This window comes from Paraburkholderia strydomiana (assembly GCF_046030495.1).
Taxonomy (GTDB): domain Bacteria; phylum Pseudomonadota; class Gammaproteobacteria; order Burkholderiales; family Burkholderiaceae; genus Paraburkholderia; species Paraburkholderia strydomiana_A.
The window spans coordinates 193,286-208,629 of sequence record NZ_JAQQCJ010000008.1; the positions used below are offsets into that span (position 1 = coordinate 193,286).

At 65.5% G+C, this 15,344-nt stretch carries 11 protein-coding genes; 9 read left to right on the top strand and 2 right to left on the bottom strand.

Annotation, left to right across the window (positions count from 1 at the left end):
* The gene (locus PQQ53_RS13300; protein WP_408324407.1) at nucleotides 1-699 is read right to left on the bottom strand and encodes an FMN-dependent NADH-azoreductase; all 699 of its coding nucleotides are present in this window, start codon (nucleotides 697-699) and stop codon (nucleotides 1-3) included.
* A 215-nt stretch (nucleotides 700-914) separates the two neighbouring features.
* Here PQQ53_RS13300 and PQQ53_RS13305 point away from each other — a divergent pair, with 215 nt between their 5' ends.
* From PQQ53_RS13305 to PQQ53_RS13320, 4 genes are all read left to right on the top strand, one after another.
* Nucleotides 915-1,352, top strand: a complete 438-nt coding sequence (locus PQQ53_RS13305; protein ID WP_408142222.1) for a MarR family winged helix-turn-helix transcriptional regulator — start codon at nucleotides 915-917, stop codon at nucleotides 1,350-1,352.
* A gap of 102 nt (nucleotides 1,353-1,454) precedes the next feature.
* On the top strand, nucleotides 1,455-2,984 hold the full coding sequence (locus PQQ53_RS13310; RefSeq protein WP_408324409.1) for an efflux transporter outer membrane subunit: 1,530 nt from the start codon (nucleotides 1,455-1,457) through the stop codon (nucleotides 2,982-2,984).
* A 40-nt stretch (nucleotides 2,985-3,024) separates the two neighbouring features.
* A complete protein-coding gene (locus PQQ53_RS13315) occupies nucleotides 3,025-4,284 on the top strand; it encodes an HlyD family secretion protein (protein WP_408324411.1) in 1,260 nt (419 codons plus the stop codon).
* 80 nt (nucleotides 4,285-4,364) lie between these two features.
* Nucleotides 4,365-5,927 carry a DHA2 family efflux MFS transporter permease subunit gene (locus PQQ53_RS13320; RefSeq protein ID WP_408324413.1) on the top strand — a complete coding sequence of 521 codons (1,563 nt, stop codon included), beginning with the start codon at nucleotides 4,365-4,367 and terminating at the stop codon, nucleotides 5,925-5,927.
* 159 nt (nucleotides 5,928-6,086) lie between these two features.
* Here PQQ53_RS13320 and PQQ53_RS13325 read toward each other — a convergent pair whose 3' ends face one another.
* The gene (locus PQQ53_RS13325) at nucleotides 6,087-7,148 is read right to left on the bottom strand and encodes a DNA-binding protein (protein ID WP_408324414.1); all 1,062 of its coding nucleotides are present in this window, start codon (nucleotides 7,146-7,148) and stop codon (nucleotides 6,087-6,089) included.
* A 165-nt stretch (nucleotides 7,149-7,313) separates the two neighbouring features.
* Here PQQ53_RS13325 and PQQ53_RS13330 point away from each other — a divergent pair, with 165 nt between their 5' ends.
* The 5 genes from PQQ53_RS13330 to PQQ53_RS13350 all read left to right on the top strand — a co-directional run bounded on the left by PQQ53_RS13330 (nucleotide 7,314) and on the right by PQQ53_RS13350 (nucleotide 15,285).
* The gene (locus tag PQQ53_RS13330; protein WP_408324415.1) at nucleotides 7,314-8,537 is read left to right on the top strand and encodes a tyrosine-type recombinase/integrase; all 1,224 of its coding nucleotides are present in this window, start codon (nucleotides 7,314-7,316) and stop codon (nucleotides 8,535-8,537) included.
* A gap of 207 nt (nucleotides 8,538-8,744) precedes the next feature.
* Nucleotides 8,745-9,428 (top strand): hypothetical protein, encoded by a 684-nt coding sequence (locus PQQ53_RS13335; RefSeq protein ID WP_408152644.1) that lies wholly within the window; start codon nucleotides 8,745-8,747, stop codon nucleotides 9,426-9,428.
* Between the two features lie 482 nt (nucleotides 9,429-9,910).
* Entirely contained in the window at nucleotides 9,911-10,489 is a 579-nt protein-coding gene (locus tag PQQ53_RS13340) for a DUF2760 domain-containing protein (RefSeq protein ID WP_408142209.1), read from the top strand.
* On the top strand, nucleotides 10,486-12,333 hold the full coding sequence (locus PQQ53_RS13345) for an Hsp70 family protein (RefSeq protein WP_408142207.1): 1,848 nt from the start codon (nucleotides 10,486-10,488) through the stop codon (nucleotides 12,331-12,333). Before PQQ53_RS13340 ends, PQQ53_RS13345 begins: the two co-directional genes overlap by 4 nt.
* Before the next feature lie 9 nt (nucleotides 12,334-12,342).
* On the top strand, nucleotides 12,343-15,285 hold the full coding sequence (locus PQQ53_RS13350) for an Hsp70 family protein (protein ID WP_408324416.1): 2,943 nt from the start codon (nucleotides 12,343-12,345) through the stop codon (nucleotides 15,283-15,285).
* The last annotated feature ends 59 nt before the right edge of the window (nucleotides 15,286-15,344 follow it).

Here is a 15,344-nt window from a genome sequence, read left to right on the forward strand (position 1 = left end):
TTACTCCTGACAAAGCGTCATGACTTCATTGTTTGTATCGGCGGTGAGCGCATCCGCGGTAGCGTGAACCTGCTTCGCCCAATTTGCCGCTACCTCGACCAGTTCCGTGCGTGCCCGTTCGAGTGCTTCCGCACGCGCCTCGGGGTTCGCAAACTGCAGCGGCTGCGCATCGACGAAAGTCGGCTCGGCGACCCCGAGAAAGCCGAAAGCCGCTTTCAACGCCGGCGTGAGCGCATCCATCGATTCGTAGGGCGAGCCCGCGCGCAAGTCCGCGCCACGGCTCGTGATGAACAGCACCTTCTGGCGCACGAGTTGCCCGACGGTGTGGCCATCTTCCGAGTTCACGTAGGTGAGGCCGGTGCGCGTGACGCTGTCGATGTACGCCTTGAACGCGGAAGGCATCGACCAGTTGTACATCGGCATCGCGAAGACGAGTGCATCGGCGGCGAGCAGGCGCTTGCACAGCGCATCCGATGCCGCCAGCGTCGCCTTCATCGCCGCCGTACGTTCGTGGGCCGGGGTGTAGGTCGCAATCGCGAAAGCCTCGGTGACGTGCGGCGGGGTATCGACCGTGACGTCGAGGTAGTCGACTTCGAGGTCCACGCGCGCTTCGCACAGGCGTTCCAGAAAATAGCGGCTCAACGCGCGGGAGTTGGAGCGCTCGCGTTTCGCGCTGGCGTCGACGTGCATGATCTTCATGATTTCCGTCCTTGCGTTAGTGATTAAACCTGAATGCAGATTAAAGGCTCGACTGGCTTTATGAAATGACCGGTTTTGTCTAATTCAAGGTAACCACTTTGACGCACTGCCGCGCCGCGAGATAGGCCGCGCCATGAAACAGTGAAGTACCGGAATCAACTTTGACAATATCTGACTTCGCAGATAAAGTTCCGCTCACCCACCAGGAGGCCACGATGAACCATTACTCGCCGGATAGTTTCAGCCTCACGCAAAGCGTGGGCTTTTCGATCAACAAAGCGCGTAACCTGCTCGTGACCGAAATGGATGCCGCGCTCAAGGACCTCGATATCACGGCACAGCAGATGGGCATTCTGCTGTCGATGCGGCGGGGCGTCGCCGCCACGCCGTTCGAGTTGTCGAAGCTGCTCGGCATCGACACCGGCCTGATGACGCGCATGCTCGACAAGCTGGAAACGAAGGGTTTGCTGGAGCGCTCGCGTAGCATCGAAGACCGCCGCGTCGTCAACCTGAAGCTGACGAAAGAGGGCGAAGCGGTCGCCGCGCAGTTGCCGGAGATCGTCCCGGTCGTGCTTAACCGGCGTTTGAGGAAGTTCACGAAAGCCGAATTCGAAGAACTCCGCCGCTTGCTGAACAAGTTTCTCGCGGACTAGCCACAACGCAGACGAAGGCGCACGCGAGGGCACTCAAGGACGGACGGCGCCGCGCGGCATCGCAGCGATTTTTTTTCATCTATTTATCTGACAGGTCAGAAAATGAAATCACAGTTAATTAACCGGGCAGCCCGGTCGCGAGTCGCGCAGGCTGGTGTGACGGTGATCTTCGCGGCCGTGCTGTCGGCGTGCGCGAACTACGCCGGTATCTCGAGCGACAGGCAGATGGCGCAGCCGCAGACCTACGCGACTGAGCAAAGCATTCCGCCTGACAACGGTCATTGGCCGGCCGCCGATTGGGCCGACCAGTTCGGCGACGCGCAACTGAAGGCCTTGCTCGCCGAAGCGCTGAAGGGCAATCCATCGGTCGAACAGGCCCGCGCCCGGGTCGCTGCCGCGGCCGCCTACAGCGACACCGCGAAGGCCGCCACGATGCCGCAGGTCGGCGCGACCTACTCGTTCACGCGGCAACAGTTTTCGAGCACCGCGCTCGTGCCGCCGCCGTATGCGGGTTCATGGCAATCGGAAAACAAGGGACTGCTGTCCGCTTCCTACGATCTTGATCTGTGGGGTAAGAATCGCGAAGCGCTGAAGGCGTCGCTGTCGCAACTGCAGGCAAGCCAGGCCGACGCGGAAGTCGTCGGGCTGACGCTCACGTCGTCGATGGCGCGTGCGTATAACCAGTTGGCACGCCTCTACGCGTTGCGCGACATCGCGCAGCAGGAGATCACGCAACGCGAACGGATCGACCGTATCACCGCCGGGCGCATCGCCAGTGGTCTCGACACGCAAGTGGAACGCAAGACGGCACAGGCCAATCTCGCCACCAGCCGCGCGACGCTGGCCGCGCTCGACGGCAGCATCGTCACGACCCGCTATCAACTGGCGGCGTTGCTCGGCGCGGGGCCGGACCGCGGTCTCGCGATCACGCGGCCGGCGCTCGGCGTCGGCGATGAAGTGCGTCTGCCGGAGAACCTGCCCGCCGATCTGGTGAGCCGCCGCCCCGATCTGGTGGCCGCGAAATGGCGTGTCGATGCGCTGACGCACGACGTGAAGGAAGCCAAGGCCGAGTTCTATCCCGACATCAATCTGAGCGCGGCCATTGGGCTCGACGCGTTCGGCTTCGGCCGTTTTCTGACTGCGGCGAGCCGCACCGCATCGGCCGGCCCGGCGATTCATCTGCCGATCTTCGACGGCGGCCAATTGCGCGCGCAATTGAAGGGCCGTTACGCCGAGTTCGACTACGCGGTCGCCACCTATAACCAGACGCTCGTCACCGCGCTCTCGGAAGTCGCGACGCAGCTCGCGCAAATCCGCTCGACCGACCAGCAACTCGTCGACGCCGAGGCTGCGCAGGACGCCGCTCGCGGCGCCGACCAGCTGGCGCTCACGCAATACAAGGCCGGCCTCGCCAATCAGCTGACGGTGCTCAACGCCGACACCACCGCGCTCGCCGCCGACCAGCAGGTCGCCAATCTCAGGATGAACCGGCGCGATCAGCAGATTGCCCTGGCCGTGGCGCTCGGCGGCGGCTATGCCGACCACGCCGATGCCGCGAATCCGGCCACGGCCACGGCATCGGCAGCGGCCGCTTCGGCGGCAAACACTCAACCCATCGTCGCCGCGCGTTGAAACGCCATCGCGACATTCCGAATCTGTCAGGAGCCCCATCATGAGCGAAACGATCGACACTGTCCGCGCGACCGCGAAAGCGGACCCGGTCCCTGAAACGCAACAGCCCCGCACGAAGCGCAAGCTGCTGCTCACGCTGCTCGCCGCAACCGTCGTGGTGGCGGGCGCGGCTTACGGCGCGTACTACTTCACGGTGGGCCAGTACCACCAGTCCACCGACGACGCGTACGTGAGCGGCAACCTCGTCCAACTGACGCCGCAAGTGAGCGGCACGGTCGTCGCGGTGAACGCCGACGACACGCAGATCGTCAAGCAGGGCGCGCCGCTCGTCACGCTCGACAACGCCGACGCGAAGATCGCGCTGGCCGATGCGGAAGCGTCGCTCGGCCAGACCGTGCGCCAGGTCAGCGGCCTCTACGTGAACAACGACTTCTACGCGGCCACCGTCGCGCAACGCCAGTCCGATCTCGCGCGTGCGAACGACGACCTGAAGCGCCGGCTGACCGTGGCCGAGACGGGCGCGGTATCCGGCGAGGAAATCGCCCATGCCCGCGACGCGGTCAGCTCCGCCCAGGCCGCGCTCGACGCCGCGCGCCAGCAAGCCGAGGCCAACCATGCGCTGACCGATCGCACGTCGATCGAACAGCATCCGAACGTGCAGGCCGCCGCTACGAAAGTGCGCGACGCCTATCTGAACTACGCGCGCAACACCTTGCCCGCGCCGGTGACCGGCTACGTCGCGCGGCGTTCGGTGCAGGTCGGCCAGCGCGTCGCGCCAGGCACGCCGCTGATGGCGATCGTGCCGCTCGACGGCGTCTGGGTCGATGCGAACTTCAAGGAAGGCCAGCTTAACCACATGCGCATCGGCCAACCCGTCACGCTTACCGCCGACGTGTACGGCTCGGGCGTCAAGTATCACGGCCGGGTAGTGGGCTTTTCGGCGGGGACGGGCGCCGCCTTCGCGGTGTTGCCCGCGCAGAACGCCACCGGCAACTGGATCAAGGTCGTGCAGCGGCTGCCGGCGCGCATCCAGCTCGATCAAAGCGAACTGAACGGGCATCCGCTGCGTATCGGGCTGTCGATGCAGGTCGACGTCGACACGCGCGAAGAGTCGGGCGCGCAGCTCGGCGCGGCGGCCGGCACCACGTACCGCACGGATGTGTTCGCGCAATACGGCGCCGATGCGGATGCGGAAATCGCCCGGATCATCGCGCAGAACATGCCGGCCACGCGCGAGATCGCGGCCAGCACGACGCAAAAGAACGCGGCGCAAAAGCCCACACCGCGCAAGGCGGGCTGAAACGGCAGCCGCGCAGGCCGGGCTTTTCGCCCAATTAACTGATAAGTCAGATAGTTTTATCTTCCTCGACAGGTGATGACATGAATGGATCGGGCACTGCGGCGACGCTGCCGCCGTTGACAGGCGGCAAGCTCGTACTGGCCACGCTTGCCGTGGCGCTGGCCACGTTTATGAACGTGCTGGATTCGTCGATCGCGAACGTGGCGATTCCGACGATCGCCGGCAACCTGGGCGTGTCGGTGGACGAGGGCACGTGGGTGATCACGCTGTTCGCGGCCGCCAACGCGATCGCGATTCCCCTGACGGGCTGGCTCACGCAGCGCGTCGGGCAGATCAAGCTGTTCGTGTGGGCGATCCTGCTGTTCGTGCTGTCGTCGTGGCTGTGCGGCATCGCGCCGAATCTGCCGGTGCTGCTCGCCGCGCGGATCCTGCAAGGCGCGGTGGCGGGGCCGTTGATTCCGCTGTCGCAAGCGATCCTGCTCGGTTCGTATCCGAAGGAAAAAAGCTCGCACGCACTGGCGCTGTGGGCGATGACGGCGACCGTCGGGCCGATCGCCGGCCCCGCGCTCGGCGGCTGGATCACCGACAGCTACTCGTGGTCGTGGATTTTCTACATCAACATTCCAGTGGGCCTGTTCGCCGCCGGCGTGACGTGGGCGATCTATCGCACTCGCGAAACCCCGACGCGGCGTCTGCCGATCGACAAGATCGGGCTGATCTCGCTGATCGCATGGGTCGGTTCGCTGCAGATCATGCTCGACAAAGGCAAGGACCTCGACTGGTTCAATTCGCCGGTGATCGTCGCGTTGACCGTGTTCGCGGCGATCAGCTTCGCGTTCTTCGTGATCTGGGAGTTGACCGAAAAGAGTCCGATCGTCGATCTGAGATTGTTCGGAAAACGAAATTTCCTCGGCGGCACGATTGCGATTTCAGTGGCCTATGCGGTGTTTTTCTCGAACCTCGTGCTGCTGCCGCAATGGATGCAGGGCTACCTGAACTACCGCTCCGTGGATGCCGGCCTCGCGACCGCGCCGCTCGGCATCTTCGCGGTGGTGCTCGCGCCGGTGATCGCGAAGCTCCTGCCGAAGTCGGACGCGCGGGTATTGGCAACGCTGGCGTTCATCGGCTTCGCGGGGGTGTTTTTCATGCGCTCGCACTACACGACGGGCGTGGATACGTGGACTCTCGTATTGCCGACCCTGTTGCAAGGGTTCCCGACCGCGTTCTTCTTCGTGCCGCTCACCGCGATCATTCTGTCCGGTCTCTCCGCGGACAGGATTCCGGCGGCGGCGGGGCTGTCGAATTTCGTGCGGGTGTTTGCCGGGGCTGTGGGGACGTCGCTGGCATCGACCGGATGGAACAACCGGACGATCCTGCATCACGCGCGGCTCGCCGAGCAGACGAGCGTCGACAATCCGACCTTCACGTCCGCGCTCGATTCGTTGCACAGTTCGGTGGGCGGCAGCCCGGCTCAGGCGATGGCGTACTTCGAGCACTCGTTGAACACGCAGGCGGCAATGCTTGGCCTGAACGATATTTTCTGGCTGTCGGCGGTGATCTTCGTGTTGATCATCCCGCTGATCTGGGTGACGAAGCCCGATCACGCGAGCGCGGCGGCAGCGGCCGGGGCGGGTGGGCACTGAATGGGCACTGAATGGGCAGAGAATGAGCAGAGAATGAGCAGAGAATGAGCAGAGAAGCGGGCGGATTGGGCGGATTCATGGGCGCCCCGCTGCGGTGCTCATAGCGCGCGCTTCAAAACTCTGAACGCCGCCGCCATTGCATCCACTGCGGCGCGGCGTTCATCGCTTATTGCTTGGCGGCCGTTTGACGAAAGGCCCACCCGAAAAATCGACCGACGCACGCGCCTGAGGCTCGGCCTTCACGCGGGACCGGCGAGAAGGGCGTCCGGAGGCGGGCTCAGTGCGCGCCGTTTCCAGTCGCCGCGACATTGTTTCAAGGCGCTCGCGAAGCAGGTCCGTCGAGGCGATCCGCTCAACTAGCAACGCATCCTTTTCCGCGAGTTGCGCATCGATTGCCGCACATCTCGATCTCGACGCGGCCAGGTCGGCCTTCGCCGTCGCGAGCTCATCGCGCAAGGCGTCGCGCTCCGAGCGATGTTCGGTTTCCAGCGACGCGATCCGTTCATTGGCCGCTTGCAGTTCCTTGCGCGCGCGACTGGCCGCCGCCCGTTCGCTCTCGATTTCAAGCAAGGCCCGCTTTTCGGTCGCCGCCAGCCGCTGTTCGTTCAGATCGTGCGACTGGCGCAGTTTGGCCAATTCCTCGGCGAAATCGCGTCGTGCGTCCGCCAGTGCGGCCGTGCCTGCCGAGATTTCGTCCTTCGAGACAGCCAGTTGCCTCTTCAGCATGTCGTTGGCCGTTTGCAGTTCGACGAGGCGCGCTTCGAGCCCGCTGATCTGCTGGCCGAGCGCGGCGGCGTCGCGGGCAGCCTGGTCGGCTTTCAGCGCCGCGTCATTGCGCTGCGCTTCCATGTCCTGCGCCTGCTGGCGAGCTGCGGCGATGTCCGACTGCGCGTCCTGCCTGAATACGTCCAGCGCGGCGCTCGCCGCGTCGCTCGATAGTCGCCACAGGTTGGCGGCCAGTTCGCCCGCCGCCTTGGCGACCTCGGGCGGCAAGTCCGGACGGCCAACATCGACGCGGGTCTTTTCGCGCACCTCGACCCAGAAGTCGCGCAGCGCCTTGGCCGGCGCGCTCATGCTGCCTTTGCGCACCAGCTGGTAAAGCCGGTTGGCGGTCGGCGTTTCGCCGTACCGGAAGAACATCAGCGCGCAGACCTCGCGATATAGCGCTTGCGTGTCGGCGGCGTGTTCGCGGACGGCTTCAATGTCGGATTCGAGTGTCATGGGCGCGGGAAACGATCAGAGAACTTTGGTGTGTTGATAATACAACGTAAATCCTATACAACGCTACATTTCACAACCTCAAACACGACATTAGTACTATAATGTCGTGTTTAGTGTATAGTCGCCTGATTTGGCGTTTTCCTTGCAATCTGGAGCCCTCAGACCGTGTCCAATGCCCAGCTAGCCACCGTTCAGCCTGTCGAAACGCTCGCCGTCCCGGAGAGTCTCGATGGCCGCGACGGCACCAATCGCGGCGCGATCGAGAATTCGCAGCTTTCGGCCCGCAACGATCTGGATGCCGTGCGCGCCTGGCTGTCGAATTACGCCGACACGAAAACCACCTTCGACAACTACCGCAAGGAAGCCGAGCGGCTGCTGCTGTGGGCGGTCGTGCAATTGGGCAAGCCGCTGTCATCGCTGACCCACGAAGATCTACTGGTATTCAAAACGTTTCTCGTGGATCCGCAGCCGGCCAGCCGCTGGGTGTCGGCCAACGGCGGAAAATATGCGCGTGGCGACGAGCGCTGGCGGCCGTTCAACGGGCCGCTGTCGCCGGCCAGCCAGCGTCAGGCGCTGATCATCCTGAACGCGATGTTCACGTGGCTGGTCAACGCCGGCTATCTGCGCGGCAATCCGATGGCCTTGCTGCGGCAACGAGCCAAACGCTCGGCGCCGCGCGTCACGCGCTATCTGTCGACGTCGCTCTGGGACGAAGTGAAGCTCTTCGTCGAACAACTGCCGCGGGACACCGACGCGCAACGCGCCTACTACGCACGCTGCCGCTGGCTGACCACGCTGTTCTATCTGCAGGGCATGCGGATTTCCGAAGTCGCCGGCGGCCAGATGGGCAGCTTTTTCCGCAGACTCGGCGCGGACGGCAAGGATCAGTGGTGGCTGGAAACGCTGGGCAAGGGTGATAAGGAGCGGATCGTCCCCGTCTCGGTCGAACTGGTTCAGGAGTTGCGCAGCTACCGGACCCAGAATGGTCTCGCCGCCCTGCCCACACGCTCCGAGGAAACGCCGCTCGTCATTCCGTTCAAGGGCAGAAATCGCTGTCTGTCGCGCTCCGCGATCCACGATGCGATCAAGGGCATTTTCAGCGGCGCGGCGTCATGGCTGCGCGCGCGAGGTCCGGCGTTCGCCGATCGCGCCGATGAACTCGAACGGGCGTCGGCTCACTGGCTGCGCCATACCGCCGGCTCTCATCAGGCCGATGGCGGCGTCGATCTGCGCACCATCCGCGACAACCTCGGACACGTGTCGCTCAATACGACGAGTCTTTATCTGCACACGGAAGACGACGCGCGGCATAAGGAAACCGTTAATCGTCACAGAATGAATTGGGATGCGGGCAAGACCAAAGACGATGAACCGGGCAATGCGCCATGACGCGTCATGTCAGGGCTTTAGATGAGTCACGTCCGATTGAACATCTGGGCCAATCGCGCGTGAGTGCCAAAGGTTTTTCAAACAAATCCTTTCTGTTCAAAAGGCATGAATCGATCTTTGGCATTGACTTCCGCGAATGCTCGATAATTCACGCTTCACGCCGCTGCTGTAATACGTCGTAATCAGCATGACTCGCGAGGCGAGTCATTGCATATCAAGAACCCCAAACCCCTGACCGTTAATAATGAGTCGTTCGACAACATAATCAATACGGACTGGGGATTGAAGTTGAAAACCATAAGAAAAGCCCTGCTGGCATCGGCTGCATTGACGGCCCTTCTGGCGGGATGCGCGACCAACGAGCAAGGCCAGCTCGTGATCGACCCGAACAAAGTCAATGACGTGATCGCGAGTGCGCTCGCGCCCTCGCCGCCGGCGCCCATGGTGGTTGAGGAGGCTTACCAGCCGATGCCCACCGATGTCTACGTCGCAAACGTCGTCGATCACGACGTCTTCATTTCTGGCGGCGACACCTATATCTGGGTGGTTGGTCCGAATGGCGCCCGGCATCGCCAGTTCTACGCCCATGGCGACCACCGCGCGGACGTGTTTCATCGCCGCGAAGAATTGCACCGGGTGATGGCGAACCATGAAGGCCGATTGCCGGATCATCCGATTGGCGCAGACCATCGCATGGGTGGGGACCACCACATCGGTGAGAGCCGTCAAGGCGGCGGCCATCCGCAGATGGGACATCCGGGAGAACCTGCGCCGGCCGTCGCCGGACGCGGCCAGCCCACGCCGGGTCCGATGCCGGTCGCGCATGCTGTTGCGCCGGGCAAGCCGGCGCCGGCAGCCCGACCGGCGCCGAAGGACCCGAAGAAATCGTAATTTCGCCACGCTGCATGGGATAACCGGGCGAGCCGGGCCGTTGGGACCGGCCGTTCATCGCAGCTTTCGCCCGCTCCCGTCCGCTCTCAGGCAAAGCGGCGCTACCCCGGCGGGCGCATTGACCGCGCGTATTGATCCAACAGGCACCAACCGGCACCAGCCGGCTCAGGACCCGAACGCGCAGATTTGCCTGCCTGATCTGTCAGCCTACCTGCCTGGCGCACTTCCGCCCTCCTCGCAACAACCCGCCAATCTCGCCCGATTGCCCGCTAGAATGGCCGCCTTTGTCCGCTTCGGGCGCGCCGCAAGGCAAAATACGACTTTCGCGCTACCGCTGAATCACCGCCGGCTGCAAGCTTGCCGCCGGCCTTCGCAATCACGCACGACGGCGGCCCGGTCAGACCCGGCAACGGCCAGGCGGCCCGTCGCGTGCGGCGCAGCCAGGACAGCTCGTCCTTTAACAGAGCACCTCAGGAGCATTTATGACCGATTCGAACCCATCCTTCCTCGGCAGGATTTCACTTGCCGTCGGCACGTTTTTCAGCATTCTCGGCAATGGCGAATTCGCCGCCGGCGTGTTGCGTCTGCGTCAAGGTGAAACCGTGGGCGCAAGCGCGCCCACGCAGACACCGGCCCCGGCGCCCGCGCCTGCATCACAACCCGCGCCCACGCTGAAAGAAGCCACTCCCGAGGCCGCGCTGCAACTGCTCGGCCTGTTGCAACGCGACGCGCGCTTCATCGATTTCGTCGAAGAGGACATCAGGAACTACAGCGACGCCGACATCGGCGCCGCCGCGCGCCTCGTGCACGAGGGCTGCCGTGCGACGCTGCGCGAGCATTTCACGATCCGCCCGGTGCGCGACGAAGCCGAAGGCGCGCGCGTCACGCTCGCCGAAGGTTTCGACGCGAGTTCGATCCGCCTGACCGGCAACGTCGTCGGGAAAGCGCCGTTCAACGGCAGCATCAGCCATCGCGGCTGGCGCGTCGACGAGGTTCGTCTGCCGAAACTCGCGGACAGCCACAACGCCAAGGTCATCGCACCGGCAGAGGTGGAACTGTGAGCGACGCGCGCTATTCGATCGGCATCGACCTCGGCACCACGCACTGCGCGCTGTCCTACGTGGACACGAGCGCGAGCGACGGCGAAAAAACCGCCCAGGGCGTGCTGCCGATCGCCCAACTGACCGGCCCCGGCGCCATCGACAACCTCGATCTGCTGCCCTCCTTCCTCTATTTGCCGCATCCTGACGAACTGGCTGCGGGCGATCTCTATCTGCCCTGGACCGGCCAGCGCGAGTTCGCGGTCGGCGAGTTCGCCCGCAGCCGCGGCGCGGCCACGCCAATCCGGCTCGTGTCGAGCGCGAAGAGCTGGCTATGCCATCCGGGCGTCGATCGCCGCGCGGCGATTCTGCCCAACGACGCACCGCCCGAAGTCGCGCGCGTGTCGCCGCTCGAAAGCTCGGTGCGCTATCTGACGCACCTGCGCGAAGCCTGGGACCACGCTCATCCGGACGCGCCGTTCGTCCAGCAGGACATCACAGTGACGATCCCCGCCTCGTTCGATCCGGCCGCGCGCGAGCTGACCGCCGAGGCCGCCGAGGCCGCGGGCTTTGGCCGCATGACGCTGCTCGAAGAACCGCAAGCCGCGCTCTATAGCTGGATTCAGAAGAGCACCGGCGGCTGGCGCAAGCAGGTCAAGGTCGGCGACATCATCCTCGTGGTCGACGTGGGCGGCGGCACGACCGACCTCTCGCTGATCGCGGTGATCGAGCGCGACGGCAATCTCGAATTGCATCGCATCGCGGTCGGCGAACATATTCTGCTCGGCGGCGACAACATGGACCTCGCGCTCGCGCACGTGGTCGCGCGCAAGCTCGCGGCCCAAGGCACCCAGGCCGACGCGTGGCAACTGCGCGCCCTCACCTACGCGTGCCGCTCGGCGAAGGAAACGCTGCTCAGCGACCCCGCCACCGATACCGTGCCGCTCGTCGTGCCGAGCCGCGGCTCGAAGCTGATCGGCGGTTCGATCCGCACGGAACTGACGCGCGCGGAGTTGACGCAGACAATCCTCGAAGGCTTCTTCCCGCAGGTGGACAGCGCGGCGCGGCCGGTCAGCCGCGCGCGCGTCGGTCTGACGCAACTCGGCTTGCCGTACGCGCAGGACGCGGGCATCACGCGGCATCTGGCGGCGTTCCTCGGCCGTCAGGCCGGCGCGCTCGCCGAAATCGAAGGCTTGCGCGATCAGGCGGTCGAAGGCGCGAGCTTCCTGCACCCCACCGCCGTGCTGTTCAACGGCGGCGTGTTCAAGTCGCCGCTGCTCGTCGAGCGCATCATGGGCACGCTCAACCAATGGCTCACGGCGGAAGGCGCGGCGCCGGCGCGCCTGCTCGAAGGCGCGGACCTCGATCTAGCGGTCGCGCGCGGCGCGGCTTACTACGGCTACGTGCGGCGCGGCCAGGGCGTGCGGATTCGCGGCGGCACCGCGCGCGCGTACTACATCGCGATCGAATCGGCGATGCCGGCCGTGCCCGGGCTCGAACCGCCGGTGCAGGCGCTGTGCGTCGCGCCGTTCGGCATGGAGGAAGGCACCGAGGCCGAATTGCCCGCGCAGGAGTTCGGCCTCGTGGTCGGCGAGCCGGTGCACTTCCGCTTTTTCGGGTCGTCGGTGCGTCGTCAGGATCAGGTCGGCACGCTGCTCGACTTCTGGGGCCCCGAGGAATTGCAGGAACTCGAGGAAATCCAGGCGACGCTGCCCGCCTCCGGCCGCACCGCCGGTGAAGTCGTGCCGGTGAAGCTGCATGCGCGCGTCACCGAAGCGGGCACGCTCGAACTGGAAGCGATGCCGCGCGGCTCCGACGAGCGCTGGAAAGTCGAGTTCGACGTGCGCGGCAGCGCGTCGGCATAACGCGCCTGCGTGAGCGAGATGAAGCGCTACAGCGTCGGCATCGATCTCGGCACCAGCAACACGGTGCTCGCCTATGCGGAGGCCGGCGCGCAGGACGGCGCTGCGCCGATCCGGGTGTTCGGGATCGAGCAGCTGGTGAGCCCCGGCGAAGTCGCCGCGCGGCCGCTGCTGCCCTCGGTGCGCTATCACGCGGCCGCGGGCGAGCTGAGCGCGGGCGATCTGCAATTACCGTGGTCCACGGCGGATCGCGCAGCCGCCGACGCGGCGCCGCCCGTCGTGATCGGCCAGCTCGCGCGTGTGCTGGGCGCTCAGGTGCCGGGACGGCTGGTAGCGAGCGCGAAAAGCTGGCTCTCGCACGCGTCGGTCGACCGCGTGGCGCCGATCCTGCCGTGGGGCGCTGCCGACGATGTCCGCAAAGTCTCGCCCGTCGACGCGAGCGCGAGCTATCTCGCACACGTGCGCGCCGCGTGGAATCAACGCTTCCCCGACGCACCGCTCGAACAGCAGGACGTGGTGCTCACGGTGCCCGCATCGTTCGACGAAGGTGCGCGCGCGCTGACCGTCGAAGCGGCACGGCTTGCCGGTCTGCCTGCGCTGCGGCTGCTCGAAGAGCCGCAGGCGGCGTTCTACGACTGGCTGTTTCATCATCGCGAGCGGCTTGCGAGCGAACTCGCGCACTCGCGACTCGTGCTGATCTGCGACGTCGGCGGCGGCACCACCGATCTCACGCTGATCGAAGTGGGCATGAAGGACGGCGAGCCGCAACTCACGCGCATCGGCGTGGGCAATCATCTGATGCTCGGCGGCGACAACATGGATCTCGCGCTCGCGCATCTGGTCGAGGCGCGGTTGCCGGGTGGCGATGCGCGCACGCCGAACGCACGGTTATCGGCGGCGAGTCTGTCGCAACTGGTCGAGCGCTGCCGCAGGGCGAAAGAACACCTGCTCGGCCCGCAGGCGCCGGATTCGGCGTCGATCACGCTGCTCGGCGCGGGGGCGAAGCTGATCGGCGGCGCGCGTACTGCGCAGGTGACGCGTGACGAGGTCGAGCGGGTCATCGTCGATGGTTTTTTTCCGGCGGTGGCGTCGCACGAACGGCCCGGCAGGGCCCGCGGCGCGATTGTCGAGTTCGGCCTGCCCTACGCGACCGATGCGGCGGTCACCCGGCATATCGCGGCGTTTTTGAGCCGGTTCGCGGCGCAGTCGCGCAAGGCGCTAGGTGGAGGGGATGGTGGTGAGAGCACGGACTCGCGTGCGGGCGGTGCCTCTGCCGCAAATAGCACACCCGGCGAAAACGGTGTCTCCACCAGCACCGGAGACAACACCGCCGCTCTCCCGATTCCCGACACCCTCCTCCTGAACGGCGGCGTATTCCGCGCCGAAGCGCTCACGCAACGTCTCGCCGATACCCTCGGCATGTGGCGCGGTGCCCCGCTCAACGTGCTGCACAACGACGATCCCGATGTGGCCGTCGCGCGCGGCGCGGTCGCCTATTCGCTGGCGCGCGTGGGCAACGCGCCGAAAATCGGCGGCGGCTCGCCGCGCAGCTACTTCCTCGTGCTCGACGACGACACCGAGACCCGCGCCGACGGCCACTCCGCCGCCGAACCTGCGCAACGCGGCATCTGCCTGCTGCCGCGCGGCACCGAGGAAGGCCACGAGATCCTGATCGCCGATCGCACCTTCGCGTTGCGCCTCGGGCATCCGGTGCGTTTTCATCTGGTGTCGTCGAGCGCGGACACGGTTTATCAGGCCGGCGAGCTGATCGATCTGGCGGGCGGCGACTTCGTGCGCCTGCCGCCGATCGCCACCGTCGTGCAACCGCGCGGCGAGCGCATCGCGCGCGAAACCCTCGTGCGGATCGCCACGTCGCTCACCGAAGTGGGCACGCTCGACGTGCACTGCATCGAACGCGACGATCCCGCGCAACGCTGGCTGCTCGAATTCCAGTTGCGCGGCGAGGACGCACGCGTGGACCTGCCCGCCGACTCCGCATCGGCCCGTCATCCGGCTGCCGACCGCGCGCTCGAGCAGATCGACCGCTGCTTCGGTTCGCGTGCGCAAAACGTCGACCCGAAAGAAGTCAAACGGCTGCGCTCACAACTCGAACAACTGCTGGGCTCACGCGAAAGCTGGAACAGCGCGTTGCTGCGTGAACTGTTCGGCGCGCTGTGGGAACGCGCGCGCCGTCGCCGACGTTCCGCGGATCACGAACGGCTCTGGCTGAACCTCGCCGGCTATTGCGTGCGGCCCGGCTTCGGCTATCCGCTCGACGAATGGCGCGTCGAACAGCTGTGGTCGCTGTTCGACGACGGCATTCAATACGTCAACGACAGCCAGGTCTGGTCGGAGTGGTGGACGCTCTGGCGCCGTGCGGCGGGCGGGCTCGATGAAAGCGCGCAACTGCGCGTGCTCAATGCGATGGCGTACCTGCAAACGGCCGCGCAGTCGCGACACAAGCTGCCGTTCGACGTCGCGAAAACGGGCCCCGCCGATATGGTCAGATTGAGCGCGTCGCTCGAACGCATTCCGGTCGAGCGCAAGATCGAACTCGGCGAGTCGGTGCTGACGCGGCTGAAGAAGCCGGCTGAGAATCATCAGAGCTGGTGGGCGGTCGGACGTATCGGCGCGCGCCAGCCGTTCTACGGCAGCGCGCATAGCGTCGTGCCGCCGGAGATCGCCGGGCAATGGCTGAACACGATCCTCGCGCTCGACTGGAAGAAGGTCGACCCTGCGGCGTTCGCCGCCGTGCAGATCGCGCGCATGACGGGCGACCGCTCGCGCGATCTGCCCGACGATTTGCGTCAGACGGTCGTACGCCGGCTCGAAGCGGCCAATGCGCCGCGCGCATGGATCACGATGGTGAGCGAGAGCGTCGAGCTCGACAACGCCGACGAAGGCCGCGTGTTCGGCGAGTCCTTGCCGGTGGGGCTGAAGTTGATCGCGGGGTGAGGCTCGCGCTTTTCTCTTGCCCCTCGCGTCATGGCCGCTTCGGGGCAAGCAAGTTTGAA